We start from the raw sequence: 17,846 nt of genomic DNA, 5'->3' as shown, positions 1-17,846 counted from the left end.
TAATATAGTGTTCTACTCTTCCAAACGGATATCCAAGCCCAAACCTTTAAGTTCGTGCATCAATACGTTGAAAGATTCTGGCAATCCAGGTTCTGGCATGGTCTCGCCTTTCACAATGGATTCATAGGTCTTGGCCCTTCCGATAACGTCATCCGACTTAACGGTCAAGATTTCCCTTAGGGTAGACGAAGCACCGTAGGCTTCCAATGCCCATACCTCCATCTCTCCAAAACGCTGACCACCAAACTGGGCCTTACCACCCAATGGTTGTTGTGTGATCAACGAGTATGGTCCAATGGAACGTGCGTGCATCTTGTCGTCCACCATGTGACCCAATTTCAACATATAGATCACCCCAACGGTAGCAGCCTGGTCAAAACGCTGACCTGTTCCACCGTCATAAAGGTGTGTATGTCCAAAACGTGGTACACCGGCCTCATCAGTAAAGGCATTGATCTCATCCAAGGTAGCTCCATCAAAAATTGGCGTAGCAAACTTTTTGCCCAATTTCAATCCGGCCCAACCCAATACGGTTTCATAAATCTGACCAATGTTCATCCTTGAAGGTACACCCAATGGGTTCAATACAATGTCCACTGGAGATCCATCTTCCAAGAATGGCATGTCTTCCTGACGAACGATACGGGCAACAATACCTTTGTTACCGTGACGACCCGCCATTTTATCACCTACCTTCAACTTACGTTTTTTGGCGATGTAGACCTTGGCCAACTTCATGATACCTGCAGGAAGCTCATCCCCAACGGAGATGGTAAACTTGTCCCTTCTTAGGTTACCTTGAATGTCGTTCAATTTGATTTTGTAGTTGTGCAACAAATCGGCCACCAAGGCATTGGTATCCTCGTCTGTTGTCCAGCTACCTCCAACCAAGTGGGCAAAATCATCAACAGCGTTCAACATTTTAATGGTGTATTTCTTTCCTTTTGGAAGTACTTCTTCACCCAAATCGTTGATAACACCTTGTGATGTTTTACCATTGATCAAGCCAAATAATTTCTCGATCAATACATCTTTCAGTTGTTGGAATTTCACCTCGTAATCCATCTCCAATCTTGAGATGGCTTCTTTGTCCTCGGAACGCTTGCGCTTGTCCTTGATGGAACGAGAGAACAATTTCTTATCGATAACCACACCTCTCAAAGATGGTGAAGCTTTCAAGGAAGCATCTTTTACGTCACCGGCCTTGTCACCAAAGATGGCACGCAATAGTTTTTCCTCCGGAGTTGGGTCTGATTCTCCTTTTGGAGTAATCTTACCAATAAGGATGTCACCAGGTTTTACCTCGGCACCGATACGGATCATACCGTACTCGTCCAAGTCCTTGGTAGCTTCCTCGGATACGTTTGGAATATCGTTGGTCAATTCCTCTGCACCCAATTTGGTATCCCTAACCTCAAGAGCGTACTCATCAATGTGGATGGAGGTAAAGATATCCTCACGAACCACTTTTTCAGAGATTACGATCGCATCCTCAAAGTTATATCCTTTCCAAGGCATGAAGGCTACTTTCATGTTTCTACCCAAGGCCAATTCACCTTTTTCGGTAGCATATCCTTCACAAAGTACTTGACCTTTTTTCACCTTGTCACCTTTCTTCACAATCGGCTTCAAGTTGATGCTGGTCCCTTGGTTGGTCTTTCTAAATTTCACCAATTCGTAGGTCTTGGAGTCTTCTTCGAAGCTTACCAAGCGCTCTTCATCGGTTCTATCGTACTTGATAGTGACTTTTTGGGCATCCACATACTCCACGGTTCCATTGCCTTCGGCATTGATCAATACCCTGGAGTCGGTAGCTACTTGTCTTTCAAGACCTGTACCCACGATAGGTGAATCAGGACGCAACAATGGTACGGCCTGGCGCATCATGTTGGAGCCCATCAACGCACGGTTCGCATCATCGTGCTCCAAGAACGGAATCAAGGAAGCAGAGATGGATGCAATCTGGTTGGGGGCAACGTCCGTGTATTGGATCTCAGCAGGATCTACCACTGGGAAATCCCCTTCTTCACGGGCAATTACCTTATCCCTGTCAATAGTGCCATCATCTTTCAAAGGAATGTTTGCCTGGGCAATTTTCATTCCTTCTTCTTCCTCTGCACTCAAGTAGATATGATCTTTCACGTCTACTTTTCCATCGGCAACTTTACGATACGGGGTCTCCAAGAAGCCCATGCTGTTCACTTTCGCAAATACGGAAAGTGAGGAGATCAAACCAATGTTCGGTCCTTCAGGGGTTTCAATGGGACACAATCTACCGTAGTGGGTATAGTGAACGTCACGAACTTCGAAACCGGCTCTTTCACGGGAAAGACCACCTGGTCCCAATGCGGACAATCTTCTTTTGTGTGTAATTTCAGCCAACGGGTTGGTCTGGTCCATGAACTGGGACAACTGGTTGGTCCCGAAGAACGAGTTGATCACGGAAGACAAGGTCTTGGCATTGATCAAATCGATTGGGGTAAACACCTCGTTGTCACGAACGTTCATACGCTCACGGATGGTACGTGCCATACGTGCCAAACCTACTCCAAACTGCTGGGACAACTGCTCACCAACGGTACGTACACGACGATTGGACAAGTGATCGATATCATCAATCTCGGCTTTGGAGTTGATCAACTCGATCAAATACTTGATGATGGTAATGATATCTTCCTTGGTAAGGACCTCTTTGTCCATACCAATGTCCAAGCCCAATTTCTTGTTCATTCTGTAACGACCTACCTCACCCAAAGAGTAACGTTGGTCGGAGAAGAACAATTTGTCGATAATACCACGAGCGGTCTCTTCATCTGGCGGCTCAGCATTACGCAATTGTCTATAGATGTGTTCTACCGCTTCTTTTTCAGAGTTGGTAGGATCTTTTTGCAAGGTGTTGTGGATAATGGCGTAATCCGACTGCGCATTGTTTTCCTTGTGAAGTAGGATGGTCTTCACATCGGCATCAATGATTTCATCGATATGCTCCTTTTCCAAAACGGTATCACGATCCAAAACAATCTCGTTACGTTCAATGGAAACCACTTCACCGGTATCCTCGTCCACGAAATCCTCATGCCATGTGTTCAATACCCTTGCGGCCAATTTACGGCCCAATACTTTTTTAAGTCCGGCTTTTGACACCTTAACTTCTTCCGATAGGTCAAAGATTTCCAAGATATCCTTATCCCTTTCAAAGCCAATGGCACGGAAAAGAGTGGTTACCGGCAATTTTTTCTTCCGATCAATGTAGGCGTACATCACCGCATTGATGTCGGTAGCAAATTCAATCCAAGATCCCTTGAATGGGATTACCCTGGCCGAATACAATTTTGTTCCGTTTGCGTGGAAAGACTGTCCAAAGAAAACCCCTGGAGATCTATGCAACTGGGAAACAACAACACGTTCCGCACCATTGATCACAAAGGTTCCACTTGGAGTCATGTAAGGGATGGTACCCAAGTACACATCCTGTACAATGGTCTCAAAGTCCTCATGCTCTGGATCGGTACAGTACAGCTTTAGACGTGCCTTAAGAGGAACGCTATAGGTAAGTCCACGCTCAATACATTCTTGGATGGAATATCTGGGTGGATCTATGAAGTAATCCAAAAATTCCAGTACAAACTGGTTTCTGGTATCGGTGATTGGAAAATTCTCCATGAAGGTGTTGTAGAGACCTTCGTTCCCTCTTTCGTCAGATTTAGTTTCTAATTGGAAGAAATCCTGAAACGATTTTATCTGAATGTCCAAGAAATCCGGGTAATCCGGTATGTTCTTAGCGGATGCGAAATTAACTCTTTCAATAGTGTTTGTGAACATCTATGGACAAATTTTGATCGTGAATACTATAGGGGTCTGTGTACGGCTTTATACACTCCTTATTAAAATAGGCTAAGGTCTAACCAAAAAATGGAAAGACCTTAACCAAACCTTTATGGTATACGCTGTTATTTAAGCTCAACTTCTGCTCCAGCTTCTTCCAATGAATTTTTGATTCCTTCTGCTTCATCTTTGGAAATTCCTTCCTTAACAGCTTTAGGTGCACTGTCAACGATGTCTTTAGCCTCTTTAAGACCAAGACCTGTCAATTCTTTCACCAATTTAACAACTGCCAATTTAGAACCACCAGCGGCTTTAAGGATTACATCGAATTCAGTTTTTTCCTCAGCAGCATCTTCACCAGCACCAGCACCACCACCAGCAGCTACAGCTACTGCAGCAGCAGCAGGCTCAATACCGTATTCTTCTTTCAATATGTCGGCCAACTCATTTACCTCTTTTACTGTAAGGTTTACCAACTGTTCTGCAAAATCTTTTAAATCTGCCATTTTTCTATCGTTTAATAAAAATTTTTAAAAATATACTTAGTTTATTGTGCGCGAATTATTCTTTCTCAGATAATGTCTTAAGGATACCGGCCAATTTACCACCACCAGATTTAAGTCCAGAAATAACATTCTTGGCTGGTGATTGCAACAATCCGATGATATCCCCGATGACTTCTTCCTTGGACTTGATGTTTACAAGCGCCTCCAGGTTTTCGTCACCGATATAGATAGCCTCCGCAATAAAGGCCCCTTTCAATAAAGGTCTATCTGATTTTTTTCTAAAGTCCTTGATAAGTTTCGCAGGTGCATTTCCGGTTTCGGACAACATCATTGATGTATTGCCTTTCAACACTTCGGGAAGTTCACCGAATTCCTTATCAGAAGCTTCCATTGCTTTTGCAAGCAAGGTGTTCTTAACCACTGCAAGTTTAATATTGGCCTTAAAACATGCCCTTCTAAGGTTAGAAGTGGCAACGGCATCCAATCCTGAAATATCGGCCAAATAAATATTGGCGTTTTCAGCTAACTGTGCAGTCAAATCTTCTATTACTGTTGCTTTTTCTTCTCTTGTCATAGTTAAAATATTGAACTACCAGTTAATTAAACTGCTTTGGGATCCAATTGGATACTTGGACTCATGGTACTGGACAAATAAATACTCTTCATGTACACCCCTTTTGCAGCGGCAGGCTTCATTTTAACCAAGGTATCAATCAATTCCTTGGCGTTTCCTGCAATTTTATCTGCAGAAAAAGAAGCTTTACCAATTGCAGCGTGTACAATTCCTGTCTTGTCCACTTTGAAATCTATCTTACCGGCCTTAACATCGGATACAGCTTTGGCCACATCCATGGTTACGGTACCGGTCTTTGGATTGGGCATTAATCCCCTAGGCCCCAAAACACGACCTAATGGACCCAATTTACCCATTACGCTTGGCATGGTGATGATTACATCAACATCGGTCCAACCGCCTTTTATCTTATCCAAATATTCATCCAACCCAACAAAATCAGCACCGGCTTCCTTAGCCTCTGCCTCTTTGTCTGGAGTCACCAATGCCAAAACCTTAACGTCTTTACCAGTTCCGTGGGGAAGGGTAACAACGCCACGCACCATTTGATTTGCTTTTCGTGGATCTACACCCAAACGAACTGCAATATCAACAGAGGCATCAAATTTTACATTGGTTATTTCTTTTACTAAAGCTGAGCCCTCTTCCAAAGAATAGAGTTTATTTCTATCTATTTTGGCTTGGGCCTCTTTTTGCTTTTTAGTCAATCTTGCCATTTAAATACTGCTTTAAGATTTTAAAAAGGTTTGGCTCCGGCCACTTTAAGACCCATAGATCTTGCCGTACCTGCAACCATACTCATTGCAGACTCGATGGTGAATGCGTTCAAATCCGCCATTTTGTCTTCGGCAATGGTCCTAACTTGATCCCAAGTCACAGAACCATTCTTTACCCTGTTAGGTTCTCCCGATCCTTTTTTAATCTTAGCTGCTTCCATCAATTGAACTGCCGCAGGTGGTGTCTTTACAACAAACTCGAAAGATTTGTCTTTGTAAACGGTGATAACAACCGGTAAAACTTTACCTTGCTTGTCCTGTGTACGCGCATTAAACTGCTTACAGAACTCCATGATGTTAACACCAGCAGCACCTAAGGCGGGTCCAACCGGTGGCGACGGATTCGCAGCACCTCCCCTAACTTGTAATTTAACTACCTTATCTACTTCTTTTGCCATTGTTTCTAATTAAATTTAAAGTTGTGTCAATTGGAAGCAACACAGCTTTATATATGTAACAGCTCTATTTAATTCTTTTCTTTTGGACTCAAGACTTTTGGACTCAAGAGCCAAGACAATCATCGTCTTTTATCTTGCTTCTCCCCGTCTTGATTCTAAACCTTTTCAACTTGCATATAGCTGAGCTCCAAAGGTGTTTTTCTTCCGAAAATCTTCACCATCACTTCCAGCTTACGCTTTTCTTCATTGACTTTTTCAACGGTTCCATTGAATCCATTGAAAGGTCCGTCAATTACCTTAACCGTTTCACCCAACACAAATGGAATGGCCACATTGTCTGTATTGACAGCAAGCTCATCCACTTTTCCTAGCATACGGTTTACCTCAGACTTGCGCAAAGGCACGGGATCACCTCCCTTAACTTCACCCAAGAAACCAATCACATTGGTAATGGAACGGATAATATGAACCATTTCCCCTCCTAGATTGGCTTTGATCATGATATATCCAGGAAAGTAAACCCTTTCTTTGTTGATCTTCTTTCCGTTTCTGATCTGTACGACCTTCTCGGTAGGCACAAGGACCTCCTCAAGATAATCTCCGAAACCGGCACGCTCTACCTCACTTTCAATGTAGCCTTTGATTTTATTCTCTTGACCACTGACAGCTCGTACCACGTACCATTTTTTCTCCAGAACCTCAGACATACCGACTTAACCTATTATTTGTTCAAAATACAATCCAACCAACTTACTGAAAAGCGAATCCACACCCCATGTTGCCAAAGCAAACAGGATTGAAAAAACAGCTACTACAACCATTAAATTGGAAGCTTTGTCCCTGTCCAACCAGGTAACATTATTTTTTAATTCCTCAAAGGATTCCTTAATGTAAGTCAACATAGTATTACGTGTATTTTCTTGCACGGGAGGAGAGACTCGAACTCCCGACACCTGGTTTTGGAGACCAGTGCTCTACCAACTGAGCTACACCCGTTTATAATTACACTGAAAGGTATCCCAGGAACCCGGGACACCCTTTAGTGCAATTTTATTATGAAATGTTTAATCTAAAATTTCAGTAACCTGACCAGCACCTACTGTTCTACCACCTTCACGGATAGCGAAACGTAGACCTACGTTCAAGGCGATTGGCTGAATCAAATCAACAGTGATTGTCAAGTTATCACCAGGCATTACCATTTCAACTCCATCAGGAAGGTTGATGTTACCTGTTACGTCAGTTGTACGAACGTAGAACTGAGGACGGTAGTTGTTATGGAATGGAGTGTGACGACCACCTTCTTCTTTTTTCAAGATATAGACCTCAGCTTTGAATTTAGCGTGCGGCTTAACAGAACCTGGCTTACAGATAACCATACCTCTTTTGATATCGGATTTCTCGATACCTCTCAACAAAAGACCTACGTTATCACCAGCTTCACCTCTATCCAAAATCTTACGGAACATCTCAACACCAGTGATAGTGGAAGACAATTTCTCAGCACCCATACCAATGATATCAACAGCATCACCAGTGTTGGCTACACCTGTTTCGATACGACCAGTTGCAACGGTACCACGACCAGTAATGGTAAATACATCTTCGATAGGCATCAAGAAAGGCTTGTCAACATCTCTTTCAGGAAGCTCGATCCACTCATCAACAGCCTTCATCAACTCCATAACAGTGTCAACCCATTTTTGCTCACCGTTCAAAGCACCAAGTGCAGAACCAGCGATAACGGGACCATTGTCACCATCATACTCGTAGAAAGAAAGCAATTCCCTTACTTCCATCTCAACAAGCTCCAAAAGCTCCTCATCATCAACCATGTCAACTTTGTTCAAGAAAACAACGATACGAGGAATACCTACCTGACGACCCAAAAGGATGTGCTCACGAGTCTGTGGCATAGGACCATCAGTAGCGGCAACAACCAAAATAGCACCGTCCATCTGGGCAGCACCGGTAACCATGTTCTTTACGTAATCCGCGTGACCAGGACAGTCAACGTGCGCGTAGTGACGGTTTTCAGTTTGATATTCTACGTGAGAAGTGTTGATAGTAATACCTCTCTCTTTTTCCTCGGGAGCGTTATCAATAGAATCAAAGCTTCTAAGCTCTGACAATCCCGCGTTAGCCAATACGGTAGTGATGGCAGCAGTCAAGGTAGTTTTACCGTGATCCACGTGACCAATGGTACCAATATTTAAGTGGGGTTTGGAACGATCAAAAGTTTCCTTTGCCATTTTAAATGATTTTAATCTTAGTTTATATTAGTGTACAAATCGTTTTGAGCCAATGAGGGGATTTGAACCCCTGACCTCTTCCTTACCAAGGAAACGCTCTACCCCTGAGCTACACCGGCCTATTGCGTTTTCAGGTTTAGCGTTTAAAGTTGCAAGTCCAGCATGTTAAACTTCAACCTACACCATTTTGAAACCTATTGTTCCAAAATCGGTTTAGAGCGGGAGACCGGGTTCGAACCGGCGACATTCAGCTTGGAAGGCTGACGCTCTACCAACTGAGCTACTCCCGCATTTTTTTTTGGGACTTACACCCAAACAATATCAACATTTCAAAAAACTTTCCACGTCCTGTTGTTCGCAAACAACATTGTGGGGGGAGCAGGATTCGAACCTGCGAAGGTGAAAACCAACAGATTTACAGTCTGTCCTCGTTGGCCGCTTGAGTATCCCCCCGCCTTATTTTTCAGTATCTTACGAGCCGATAGAGGGACTCGAACCCACGACCTGCTGATTACAAATCAGCTGCTCTAGCCAGCTGAGCTATATCGGCATTTTTACCGCTTTTTTGAACATAAAAAAGTCCGCTATTTCTAACGGACTGCAAATGTAGAGATTTATTTTTTTATTCAAAATAAAATTGAAAAAATTTTGATCAAACTTTCGCCCTTAATTTTTCCTTTCGTCTTACCAGCTGTCTTTCCAAGGAACCACAGGCCGAATCGACCGCCTCCTCAAAGGACTTACATTGCTTTTTAACCATCATCTTATCCCCAGGGACAGATACCATGATTTCCACTATCTTATTCTCTTTGGCACTAGTGTTTTCAACTTTTAAGAAAACATCCGAATCAATGACCTTGTCATAGAACAATTCCAATTTGTCCATCCGTTTTTGGATAAAGTCCAAAAGCTTACCATCCGCTACAAAATTTACCGATTGTGCGTTTACTTTCATAAGATGTAGTTTTAATACTGTCAAGCGACAGTGAAGTTAAACAATACAAGAATTCTATTTCTTGTTTCTAGGGTGGGCCTTCTGGTGAACCTTCTTAAGTTCGGCAATGCTGTTGTGCGTATACACTTGAGTGGATGCCAAACTTGAATGACCCAACAATTCCTTGACCGAATTCAAGTCTGCCCCCCTGTTCAGCAAGTGTGTTGCGAAGGTATGCCTCAAAATATGTGGGCTCTTTTTTACCTTGGGGGACACTAAACTAAAATACTTATTTATGACACGATAAACAAGTGTTTCATAAATTTTAAGGCCGCCTTTGGTCAAAAAAACAAATGCTTCGTCCACGACCTTATCCAATCTGGAACGATGCTCCATATACTCCCGAACCAGCACCTCAGTTGCAGGCAAAAGGGGAAGAATACGCTCTTTGTTCCTCTTTCCCAAAACCCTCAAGATTCCTTTGGAATGGTCAATATCGGACCATTTAAGATGTACCAGCTCCGCTCTTCGCATTCCTGTGGTGTACAACAACTCTATGATGAGTTTGTCCCGAGAACCCTCAAAACTGTCCTCAAAAGGTATTTCGGACAGGATTCTTTCCATTTCGGGCTCGGAAAAGGGCACTTCCACCTTCTTTTCCGTTTTGAGCGCCCTATGCTTTGCCAATGGGCTACTTTCTATTTCCCCTACTTTCAGCAAGAATTTGTAGTAGGCCTGCAGTGAAGATATTTTTCTGTTGATGGTTCGGTTGGACAGCCCGGTATTGGAGAGGGACACGATCCAATTTCGGATGATGGGATAGTCCATGGAAGCAATGGATTCCATTTGATGGTCTTCCCTGCAAAACTTGGAGAATAAAACAATATCCCGCTCATAGGCTTTTACCGTATGTTCAGAATAGTTTTTTTCCAACCGAAGGTAGGATATGAATGCGGAAACGGACATATACCAAAGGTAGCCAAATCCATTTCCCGACCCATATAAAAACAAAAAATCCCGTTTCAAAAATGAAACGGGATGCTGTATATGTTCTATTCAAGAGCCTATACTTCCTCTTGGTCCCTCAAGCCTTGAATGTACTGTGCTTTCTGGATCTCAGCTCTACGCTGTACGGAAGGTTTTGTGAACTGCTGTCTGCTTCTCAACTGACGCATGGTCCCGGTCTTATCAAACTTACGCTTGAAACGCTTTAAAGCTCTATCGATGTTTTCTCCTTCTTTTACTGGTATAATTAACATGGGCTACAACCTCCTTTCTTTTAGAATTTTGGAGTGCAAATATACACCTAAATCCTATTTACCAAACAAATTACTTGAGAATATTTCTGGAAATCACCACTTTTTGGATTTCAGTGGTACCCTCCCCTATGGTGCAAAGCTTGGAATCCCGATAAAATTTCTCAACAGGGAAATCTTTGGTATATCCATAACCCCCATGGATTTGGACCGCTTCGTTGGCGACTTTCACACATACTTCCGATGCATACATTTTACACATGGCCCCAAGTTTGGTCATAGGACGACCTTCATTTTTCAAGAAAGCGGCTTTGTGCAGCAATAGTTCCGAAGCCTCAATCTCCGTGGCCATATCGGCCAACTTGAACGATATGCCCTGGAACTCGCTAATGGGTTTTCCAAACTGTATCCGTTCCTTGGAATATTTCAAGGCTGCCTCATAAGCTCCCTTGGCCACACCCAAAGACAGGGCTCCAATGGAGATTCGGCCGCCATCCAACACCTTCATGGATTGGATAAATCCTTCTCCCACTTCTCCCAAGCGATTGGCATCCGGAATCCTACAGTCCGAAAAAATCAATTCGGCGGTCTCACTGGCCCGCATACCCAATTTGTCCTCTTTTTTGCCACTAGTGAACCCTGGTGTTCCTTTTTCCACCACAAAAGCGGTCATTCCATGACTATCACCCTTCTCACCTGTCCGGACAATGACCACAGCGATATCCCCACTTTTTCCATGGGTGATAAAGTTTTTCGCTCCGTTCAAGACCCAAGAATCCCCATCCCGCACAGCGGTAGTGTTCATCCCTCCGGCATCGGAGCCGGTATTGTGCTCTGTAAGTCCCCAGGCACCCAACCATTCGGCCGTGGCCAACTTGGGAATCCAACGTTGTTTTTGTTCTTCATTCCCAAAACTCAAAATATGATTGGTACAAAGGGAGTTATGGGCCGCTACGGATAAACCTATTGCGGGATCTACTTTTGAAATCTCTTCCAAAATGGCAATGTACTCATGATACCCCAATCCAGAACCTCCGAGCTCCTCGGGCACCAATATGCCCATAAATCCCATTTCACCGGCTTTCTTAAAAACCTCAACAGGGAACGTTTGGGCCTCATCCCATTCCATAACATGGGGAAGTATATGCTGCTGGGAAAATTCCCGGGCAGACTGGGCGACCATCTTTTGGGTCTCTGAATAATCAAAGTTCATTGTATATAGGGTATCCGTAACCATTCGTGCATTTTTATAGGGTCAAATATAGCTTAATTCTCTCAATCCTATCGGTTGGAAACGCCCCAACGCCAACTAACTCGTCCAAGGAAGAAAACGGTCCGTTCCTTTTTCGATGCAGTACAATTTCACGGGCCATATCTTGGGTAATATACACCAACTGGGCCAACTCTTCCTCCGCAGCTTGGTTGATATTGATTTTCTTGATGACCGGGGGTTGAAGTACTTGAAATTGTTCCAACGTTCTTTGGACCACTTCCAGTTCCAGACCATATACATCATACAGTTGCTCGTTCACCACGAAGCCCCCCAAACGGTCCCTGAACTTTACGATTCTTTTGGACAAGGTGGGACCTACCCCATTGACGCGCATCAATTCTTCGGCGGTGGCCTGATTCAAATCCTCAACCTTATAGATTTCACTGCTGTTCTGATTCGATTTCTTTTGGATGACAGACGCTGTCTTGGCCCAAGCTGGAAACTTAAAGTAAGGTGCTATTTCATTCAGAAGGGAATCTGAAACCTGGGTTACCTTTTGGAACTCTTCGGCCGAGTTTATATATTTATTTTCATCCCTGTAGTCAAAAAGGCGATCCAACTCTTCCAATGACATTCCCAGTGCATATCCTTTATGATCTGTGATGTAATTGGGATTGAATGGGAAGATTTTTTCGGCATCCATTTGAGCCAGTCCTTTTAAACTATCCAAATGGGTTTGGGCATCTGTATTGACCTTTACTTGCGGATTTCCGCCAAAAGGTTTCGCTTTTACGTAAAAATATATCCCTTGAAAAATGAAGATGATCAGCAATAAAAAAAAGATCCCACTTCGTTCTTGTTTGTTGAACCTGAAGTGGGATCCTTTTATCATTCCAAATTGGGTTATTCTTCCGTTATGGCCTTTGCCTTTAATTTAATGGCATCCATATATTTCTTGAGTTCTGCCTTGACTTTAGGCGCTAGGATAACAATACCTACCATATTGGGCACCATCATTCCAAAGATCATTGCATCGGAGAAACCGATCACAGACCCCAAACTTGCGGACGCCCCAACAATTACGAACAAACAAAAGATGATTTTATAAGTATACTCTGTTCGTTTGGTACGGCCAAAAAGATAGGCCCATGCTTGATATCCATAGTAAGACCAGGAAATTTGGGTACTGAAGGCAAACAAGATAACCGCAACGGTCAACAGATATGGGAACCAGCTTATCACAGACTCAAATGCACCGGACGTCAACAAGATGGCATCGGCATCATTCAAACCTGCATTGCCTGGGTCTACGTTTCCGGTAATGATCAAGACCAAAGCGGTCATGGTACATACCAATACGGTATCAATAAAAGGCTCCAACAAAGCCACCAACCCTTCTGAAGCTGGATATTTGGTCCTCACCGCGGAATGCGCAATGGATGCCGAACCTACACCGGCCTCATTGGAGAATGCTGCCCTACGGAAACCTTGGATCATGACCCCTACGGCTCCACCCACAATTCCTTCGGGGGCAAAAGCGCCTTGGATAATCTCATTGAAGGCCCAACCGATCATATCAAACTTGGCCACCAATACAAATAGGGAAGCTCCCACATAGATGACCACCATAAAAGGTACGATCTTATCGGTAACCTTTGCAATCGATTTTATACCTCCGATAATTACAATACCCACCAAAATGGCCATTATAACACCAAAGGCCCAACGGTAACCATATAGGAAGGATTCTGTTCCTCCCGTCATATTTTCAAAAAGTTGAACGGCTTGATTTACCTGAAACATGTTTCCTCCACCAAAAGAACCTCCGATACACATCACCGCAAAGGCACCTGCCAATATTTTTCCGAGGGTCTTGTTCTTCAAGCCTTTGTTCAGGTAGTACATGGGACCACCGAAAATGGTACCATCCGGCCCAACATCCCTATACTTTACCCCAAGGGTACATTCCACAAATTTTGAGGCCATCCCCAAAACTCCGGCAACGATCATCCAAAATGTTGCTCCGGCCCCACCTATGGATACCGCTACCGCAACACCGGCAATGTTCCCTAGTCCCACGGTTGCGGACAAGGCCGCCGTCAGTGCTTGGAAATGGGATACTTCCCCATTGGAACTCTCATCCCTAATGGTATCTATAATATCCCCATCCACTACAATTTCATCCTTATTGTCTGCCAAGTGCTTGTCCAAGCTTTCCACCTTGTTCATGTCAACCCCGGCAGCGATCCCTTCTTCACCATACAATTCCTTGGCACCGTACTTTTCTATATCCTCGTACTTGCCCATTACCACTTTAATGGCGGTCCAAACTCCCGTGAAGTTGATGAACCTAAAATAAAAGGTAAAGAAACCGGCTCCCAGGATCAAAGGGAACAAGACCCAATAGATCTTAATATTTTCAGAAAAAGGTATTTGGTAAAAAATGAAGTTAACGAACCAACCTGTGAGGTCTCCAAAAACTTTATCAATTTTTTCGTCTATTCCCATTTCCCCTGCTTCTTGGGCCATGGCCATAAATGGTAGAAAAATTGAGCAAATACTAAGAAGTTTATACTTCATAAATGAGTTTTTGATTATTTGATTTGATGTAAAGTGGGCAATATCCTAAAAAATTTTTACGCAGAAAAATTTAATGATCTTTTAACTATCCTATCTGAAACATTTGGTTGAGTTTTCGTATTTGCTCCGGCCTACCCAACACAATTACCTTGCTTTTGGGCTGAAGCACCAGATCGGCTTCCGGGTTGATGATGTACTCCCCTTGGGGATCTATATACCCTATAATGGTACAGCCTGTTTTTCGCCTTAAGTCCAAATCCCGAATGGAATTGCAGTCCATTTGGTTGGTAAACTCCTCTATTTCCACCTCTTCCAGATTGGTGGTATGTTCCCCTTCCACGGAAAGCTTATCCATAAAGGTGATCAAATCGGGCATGACCACCAGCGATGCCATATGGTCCCCTCCTATCTTATCGGGCATGATTACCTTGTCTGCCCCTGCAAACTGCAACTTTTTTAGGGAGGTAACTTGGGATGCCCTACTTATAATGAACAGCGACCGGTTCAACTGGCGGGCAGACAGTACAATGAACAGATTGGCCGCATCATCCGGCACGGCGGTGATCAAATATTGGGCCTTTTCTATACCTGCCTGCAATAAGGTCTCATCTTCATTGGCATCCCCTTCCACAAACAAAATCTCGTCTTCATACTTGTCTATGATCTCCTTGTCCCGCTCTATGACCACAAAGGGTTTACTATAGGCCATCAACTTTTCGGCGGCCTGCATGCCATTTCTACCAAAACCGCAGACCACCACATGATTGGAAAGACTGTCTATTTGTTTTTTCACTTTCTTCTTTTTTAACAGCTCCAAAGAGCTTTTTCCCAAAATATATTCCGTGACCACCGATATGGCAAAAGCAAAAATGAAGACACTGGTCACAATTAAAAATACGGTAAAAATCTTTGCCTCGGCATCCAAGGGCCTCACTTCGGAGAAACCTACCGTAGTTACCGTGATTATGGTCATGTACAGCGCCTCTACCCAGGTATAATCCGATAAAAACCTATACCCAATCATTCCAAACAACAGCACCAGCACCATTAAGGACAGGGCCAATACTATTTTGGAACGCAGAAGTCGTATCATAGGTTACAGATCAAAAACTGAGGTTCTCTTGGTGTAGACCAAATCCTTGATCTTTAGCCAAAATGCTATGAACAGGTAGAGGGCAAATCCAAATCCCAAGGTAACAAAGGTTAGGTAGATAAAAGTGGTACGCACCACCCGGGCACGTATGCCCAAACGTTCGGCAATACGTCTGCAGACCTCAAAACCTCTTTTTTGGAAGTAGTATAGCGTGTCGTAAAATAAAGCCATGGCTAAAATTATGTATTTCTATTCAATAAATGTACGCCCAAAGCGCATTGAAGGCATTTATTTTTGGAACAGTACTGGGTGTAAAGCTGAATTTTGGCCTGACTTTCCAATGCATTTTTGGCTGGGTACCCCAAGTTGCCAAACCCATCCATAATGGCATTCTTTTCTGTAGGCATCTGCAGGACCAGGGCAATAAGATCTTCATTGAGATCTTTTCCAAGATGCTTTGCATAACAAAACTTTAAAGGAACAACGGTATTGAGGATAAGCAGATCAATAAAACTTTTGGTGAGCTTCTTGGGACTTTCCTTGGATAGTTTTCCAAAGGTGAAATGGTTTTTCCAATAGGATCCGACCCCTATATCAAAGGCTTGGTAAAAGTCTTCCAGCTGTTCCAATTCCATGAGATGGGCAAACACATTGGTTTGTTTTGCGTACAAATGGGCCAATTGCGACACCCGTATCGTTGGAAAGTTAGACGGTCGCAGTCCATAGAATTCAGGTCGGGACAACACCGGGGACAACTCAAATTTTCTAGCCAGATACTGATATTCCCTTTTAAGTTGAATATAGTATTGGTCCATACAGTCTATTCCCTCCAAGAGTCCAAAGTGCCCCAATAGCAAACTTTCCAATTGCTCCACCTCATCACTGGTCTTCCTAACCATGGAGAAATCCAATTTTTGGGCCTGTTGAAAAAAATACTCCCCGTTGACCTTGGTGCCAAAGTTTTTGGCCAATAGGGTAAACAACACACCTTCCCAATCGTTGTTGGATTCTTCCAAGAGTTTAAAAATGAAATTGGATTTCTGCTCCAACCGTTCAATATAAAGTCGGTGAAGCCAATTATCCACCAAAAAGGCATCGATTCCCCCAAAATCCTTTTCACAATTAATGAATTTGGGTCTTGTATTTTCCATTAGGTTTTGATACCCGTTTAAAAGTGCTTCGGATACATACTTCTTGAGTTCCAAGGTGCAGATCTGTGAACCATCCTTTCGAAATATCGAAATATCATCTTCCCAAACCACATGTAGGATAACATTATCGTAGTTAGGGTCAATCTCATGATGATGGGCATACCAATCCGATGATTTCAGATGGATTTCCACATTGCCCACCCAGGCTTGCGAACCGATTTCCACGCTGGCATTGAAAAAATCCGGACCTGCATACTGATTTGGGACTCCAGGGGCCTTAATGTGTATGGCTTCGTTGGCAGTTGAGGTAAGTTGTCTTCCATGAAGCTTTTTTTGCCCCCATATAAAATGGAGCAAGTCTTCCTTCATGGGAGCAATATAGGAAAATGCCTACCAATTTCCAGCATACGTCAAGGAATCCCCTGAATTTTGCTTTAAAAATTGATACTTGATGCGATTGATTTGACGAATATGATGGTAATCGTGTGCCAACCAATTATATAAAAAGGAACGGGCAGACATGGTCCCCAACTCAGGATGGTATAGGGAATTCTCCCAATTGAGGTCTGCAACGGTCTGCAACCACGCAATGGAGATTTGGCGTTCCTTGTCAAATTGCTCCACCTTATTCTGGAAGTCCTGCCCACCATAATCCCGCTTGGTTACCCATCCTACAGGGTCAATGGAGGCGAGGGGCTCATCTGGGTGCTGTAGGGTATGATCCACCCGAGCCCTAAAATCTTCTTTTTCCTCATCTACCAAATGGCAGATAATTTCCAATAAGGACCAATCCGTGGGTTTTTGTTTCCAATGGATAAGTGGATGGGGCAAATGGGCCATAGTTTCCCTAAAAACCTTGCGGTTTCTCTCCAGTTCCTCTATGACCTCCTGTAGTTGCATAGGGTTCTACTCGGCGATTTCGCCTTCCCAGTTCATAAAACCTCCCTCAAGGTTATAGGTGTTCCCAAAGCCAATACTGTTCATGATGGCACACGCCTGCCCGCTTCGGTTACCCGATCTGCAGTATACGTAGTAATTTTTGGACTTGTCCAATTTTTCCAGTTCATCAATAAACTCCTGGCCCAAATAAATGTCTATTTTAAGGGCATCTGGAATATACCCTTCCTCGATTTCTTCGGGGGTTCTGACATCCAAAATAACGGCGTTGTCATCATTCTCCAATTGCTCTGTCCACTCTTCTTGTGATAAATCCATCTTTACTATAGGTTTAGATACTGCAAAAATAAAAATCCAGAGCGTTACCCCGGATTTTTATCTCTATAAATTT

19 protein-coding genes and 5 tRNA genes are annotated in these 17,846 nt (G+C 43.4%); all 24 read right to left on the bottom strand.

What is annotated here, in order from left to right; genetic code table 11:
* Positions 1-12: 12 nt before the first annotated feature.
* Positions 13-3,822, bottom strand: coding sequence for a DNA-directed RNA polymerase subunit beta (gene rpoB, locus DN53_RS17050; RefSeq protein ID WP_116217535.1), 3,810 nt, complete (start codon positions 3,820-3,822; stop codon positions 13-15).
* 128 nt (positions 3,823-3,950) lie between these two features.
* Complete coding sequence (gene rplL / locus DN53_RS17045) at positions 3,951-4,331, bottom strand: 50S ribosomal protein L7/L12 (RefSeq protein WP_129656126.1); 381 nt, start codon at positions 4,329-4,331, stop codon at positions 3,951-3,953.
* A 55-nt stretch (positions 4,332-4,386) separates the two neighbouring features.
* A complete protein-coding gene (gene rplJ / locus DN53_RS17040; protein ID WP_129656125.1) occupies positions 4,387-4,905 on the bottom strand; it encodes a 50S ribosomal protein L10 in 519 nt (172 codons plus the stop codon).
* A 26-nt stretch (positions 4,906-4,931) separates the two neighbouring features.
* A complete protein-coding gene (gene rplA, locus DN53_RS17035) occupies positions 4,932-5,621 on the bottom strand; it encodes a 50S ribosomal protein L1 (RefSeq protein WP_129656124.1) in 690 nt (229 codons plus the stop codon).
* 20 nt (positions 5,622-5,641) lie between these two features.
* On the bottom strand, positions 5,642-6,079 hold the full coding sequence (rplK, locus tag DN53_RS17030) for a 50S ribosomal protein L11 (protein ID WP_116217531.1): 438 nt from the start codon (positions 6,077-6,079) through the stop codon (positions 5,642-5,644).
* 155 nt (positions 6,080-6,234) lie between these two features.
* The gene (nusG, locus tag DN53_RS17025; RefSeq protein WP_116217530.1) at positions 6,235-6,786 is read right to left on the bottom strand and encodes a transcription termination/antitermination protein NusG; all 552 of its coding nucleotides are present in this window, start codon (positions 6,784-6,786) and stop codon (positions 6,235-6,237) included.
* Positions 6,787-6,792: 6 nt separating this feature from the next.
* Entirely contained in the window at positions 6,793-6,981 is a 189-nt protein-coding gene (secE, locus tag DN53_RS17020; RefSeq protein WP_116217529.1) for a preprotein translocase subunit SecE, read from the bottom strand.
* A gap of 21 nt (positions 6,982-7,002) precedes the next feature.
* Positions 7,003-7,075 (bottom strand) — tRNA-Trp (locus DN53_RS17015).
* Positions 7,076-7,143: 68 nt separating this feature from the next.
* Complete coding sequence (gene tuf / locus DN53_RS17010) at positions 7,144-8,331, bottom strand: elongation factor Tu (protein ID WP_129656123.1); 1,188 nt, start codon at positions 8,329-8,331, stop codon at positions 7,144-7,146.
* Between the two features lie 47 nt (positions 8,332-8,378).
* Positions 8,379-8,450: transfer RNA gene (locus DN53_RS17005), tRNA-Thr, on the bottom strand.
* 98 nt (positions 8,451-8,548) lie between these two features.
* Positions 8,549-8,621 (bottom strand) — tRNA-Gly (locus tag DN53_RS17000).
* 80 nt (positions 8,622-8,701) lie between these two features.
* A tRNA-Tyr gene (locus tag DN53_RS16995) sits at positions 8,702-8,784 on the bottom strand.
* A gap of 23 nt (positions 8,785-8,807) precedes the next feature.
* Positions 8,808-8,881: transfer RNA gene (locus DN53_RS16990), tRNA-Thr, on the bottom strand.
* Between the two features lie 102 nt (positions 8,882-8,983).
* Positions 8,984-9,286: a ribosome hibernation-promoting factor, HPF/YfiA family gene (gene hpf, locus DN53_RS16985; protein WP_129656122.1), complete on the bottom strand. Its 303-nt coding sequence runs from the start codon at positions 9,284-9,286 to the stop codon at positions 8,984-8,986.
* A 54-nt stretch (positions 9,287-9,340) separates the two neighbouring features.
* Positions 9,341-10,231, bottom strand: a complete 891-nt coding sequence (locus tag DN53_RS16980; protein ID WP_129656121.1) for a tyrosine-type recombinase/integrase — start codon at positions 10,229-10,231, stop codon at positions 9,341-9,343.
* Between the two features lie 98 nt (positions 10,232-10,329).
* Positions 10,330-10,524, bottom strand: coding sequence for a 30S ribosomal protein S21 (gene rpsU, locus DN53_RS16975; protein WP_119642038.1), 195 nt, complete (start codon positions 10,522-10,524; stop codon positions 10,330-10,332).
* A 70-nt stretch (positions 10,525-10,594) separates the two neighbouring features.
* On the bottom strand, positions 10,595-11,734 hold the full coding sequence (locus DN53_RS16970; protein WP_129656135.1) for an acyl-CoA dehydrogenase family protein: 1,140 nt from the start codon (positions 11,732-11,734) through the stop codon (positions 10,595-10,597).
* A 34-nt stretch (positions 11,735-11,768) separates the two neighbouring features.
* A complete protein-coding gene (locus tag DN53_RS16965) occupies positions 11,769-12,626 on the bottom strand; it encodes a ComEA family DNA-binding protein (RefSeq protein ID WP_129656120.1) in 858 nt (285 codons plus the stop codon).
* An 11-nt stretch (positions 12,627-12,637) separates the two neighbouring features.
* Positions 12,638-14,314, bottom strand: coding sequence for an alanine/glycine:cation symporter family protein (locus DN53_RS16960; protein ID WP_129656119.1), 1,677 nt, complete (start codon positions 14,312-14,314; stop codon positions 12,638-12,640).
* Between the two features lie 85 nt (positions 14,315-14,399).
* Positions 14,400-15,407 carry a potassium channel family protein gene (locus tag DN53_RS16955; protein ID WP_129656118.1) on the bottom strand — a complete coding sequence of 336 codons (1,008 nt, stop codon included), beginning with the start codon at positions 15,405-15,407 and terminating at the stop codon, positions 14,400-14,402.
* A 3-nt stretch (positions 15,408-15,410) separates the two neighbouring features.
* Complete coding sequence (locus DN53_RS16950) at positions 15,411-15,638, bottom strand: PspC domain-containing protein (protein WP_116217522.1); 228 nt, start codon at positions 15,636-15,638, stop codon at positions 15,411-15,413.
* A gap of 8 nt (positions 15,639-15,646) precedes the next feature.
* Positions 15,647-16,927, bottom strand: coding sequence for a DUF2851 family protein (locus DN53_RS16945; RefSeq protein ID WP_129656117.1), 1,281 nt, complete (start codon positions 16,925-16,927; stop codon positions 15,647-15,649).
* Positions 16,928-16,948: 21 nt separating this feature from the next.
* Positions 16,949-17,458, bottom strand: coding sequence for a DinB family protein (locus tag DN53_RS16940; protein WP_129656116.1), 510 nt, complete (start codon positions 17,456-17,458; stop codon positions 16,949-16,951).
* A 6-nt stretch (positions 17,459-17,464) separates the two neighbouring features.
* On the bottom strand, positions 17,465-17,773 hold the full coding sequence (locus tag DN53_RS16935) for a rhodanese-like domain-containing protein (protein WP_129656115.1): 309 nt from the start codon (positions 17,771-17,773) through the stop codon (positions 17,465-17,467).
* Between the last annotated feature and the right edge of the window lie 73 nt (positions 17,774-17,846).

The organism is Flagellimonas olearia (genome assembly GCF_004150225.1).
In the GTDB taxonomy this organism is placed as follows: Bacteria; Bacteroidota; Bacteroidia; order Flavobacteriales; family Flavobacteriaceae; genus Flagellimonas; species Flagellimonas olearia.
This window is presented reverse-complemented; position numbering and strand designations above follow the sequence as displayed.

Excerpts from the sequence above, each read along its gene's own strand:
- rpoB (WP_116217535.1), bottom strand. The coding sequence starts at position 3,822 with ATGTTCACAAACACTATTGAAAGAGTTAATTTCGCATCCGCTAAGAAC.
- rplL (WP_129656126.1), bottom strand. The coding sequence starts at position 4,331 with ATGGCAGATTTAAAAGATTTTGCAGAACAGTTGGTAAACCTTACAGTA.
- rplJ (WP_129656125.1), bottom strand. The coding sequence starts at position 4,905 with ATGACAAGAGAAGAAAAAGCAACAGTAATAGAAGATTTGACTGCACAG.
- rplA (WP_129656124.1), bottom strand. The coding sequence starts at position 5,621 with ATGGCAAGATTGACTAAAAAGCAAAAAGAGGCCCAAGCCAAAATAGAT.
- rplK (WP_116217531.1), bottom strand. The coding sequence starts at position 6,079 with ATGGCAAAAGAAGTAGATAAGGTAGTTAAATTACAAGTTAGGGGAGGT.
- nusG (WP_116217530.1), bottom strand. The coding sequence starts at position 6,786 with ATGTCTGAGGTTCTGGAGAAAAAATGGTACGTGGTACGAGCTGTCAGT.
- secE (WP_116217529.1), bottom strand. The coding sequence starts at position 6,981 with ATGTTGACTTACATTAAGGAATCCTTTGAGGAATTAAAAAATAATGTT.
- tuf (WP_129656123.1), bottom strand. The coding sequence starts at position 8,331 with ATGGCAAAGGAAACTTTTGATCGTTCCAAACCCCACTTAAATATTGGT.
- hpf (WP_129656122.1), bottom strand. The coding sequence starts at position 9,286 with ATGAAAGTAAACGCACAATCGGTAAATTTTGTAGCGGATGGTAAGCTT.
- DN53_RS16980 (WP_129656121.1), bottom strand. The coding sequence starts at position 10,231 with ATGTCCGTTTCCGCATTCATATCCTACCTTCGGTTGGAAAAAAACTAT.
- rpsU (WP_119642038.1), bottom strand. The coding sequence starts at position 10,524 with ATGTTAATTATACCAGTAAAAGAAGGAGAAAACATCGATAGAGCTTTA.
- DN53_RS16970 (WP_129656135.1), bottom strand. The coding sequence starts at position 11,734 with ATGAACTTTGATTATTCAGAGACCCAAAAGATGGTCGCCCAGTCTGCC.
- DN53_RS16965 (WP_129656120.1), bottom strand. The coding sequence starts at position 12,626 with ATGATAAAAGGATCCCACTTCAGGTTCAACAAACAAGAACGAAGTGGG.
- DN53_RS16960 (WP_129656119.1), bottom strand. The coding sequence starts at position 14,314 with ATGAAGTATAAACTTCTTAGTATTTGCTCAATTTTTCTACCATTTATG.
- DN53_RS16955 (WP_129656118.1), bottom strand. The coding sequence starts at position 15,407 with ATGATACGACTTCTGCGTTCCAAAATAGTATTGGCCCTGTCCTTAATG.
- DN53_RS16950 (WP_116217522.1), bottom strand. The coding sequence starts at position 15,638 with ATGGCTTTATTTTACGACACGCTATACTACTTCCAAAAAAGAGGTTTT.
- DN53_RS16945 (WP_129656117.1), bottom strand. The coding sequence starts at position 16,927 with ATGAAGGAAGACTTGCTCCATTTTATATGGGGGCAAAAAAAGCTTCAT.
- DN53_RS16940 (WP_129656116.1), bottom strand. The coding sequence starts at position 17,458 with ATGCAACTACAGGAGGTCATAGAGGAACTGGAGAGAAACCGCAAGGTT.
- DN53_RS16935 (WP_129656115.1), bottom strand. The coding sequence starts at position 17,773 with ATGGATTTATCACAAGAAGAGTGGACAGAGCAATTGGAGAATGATGAC.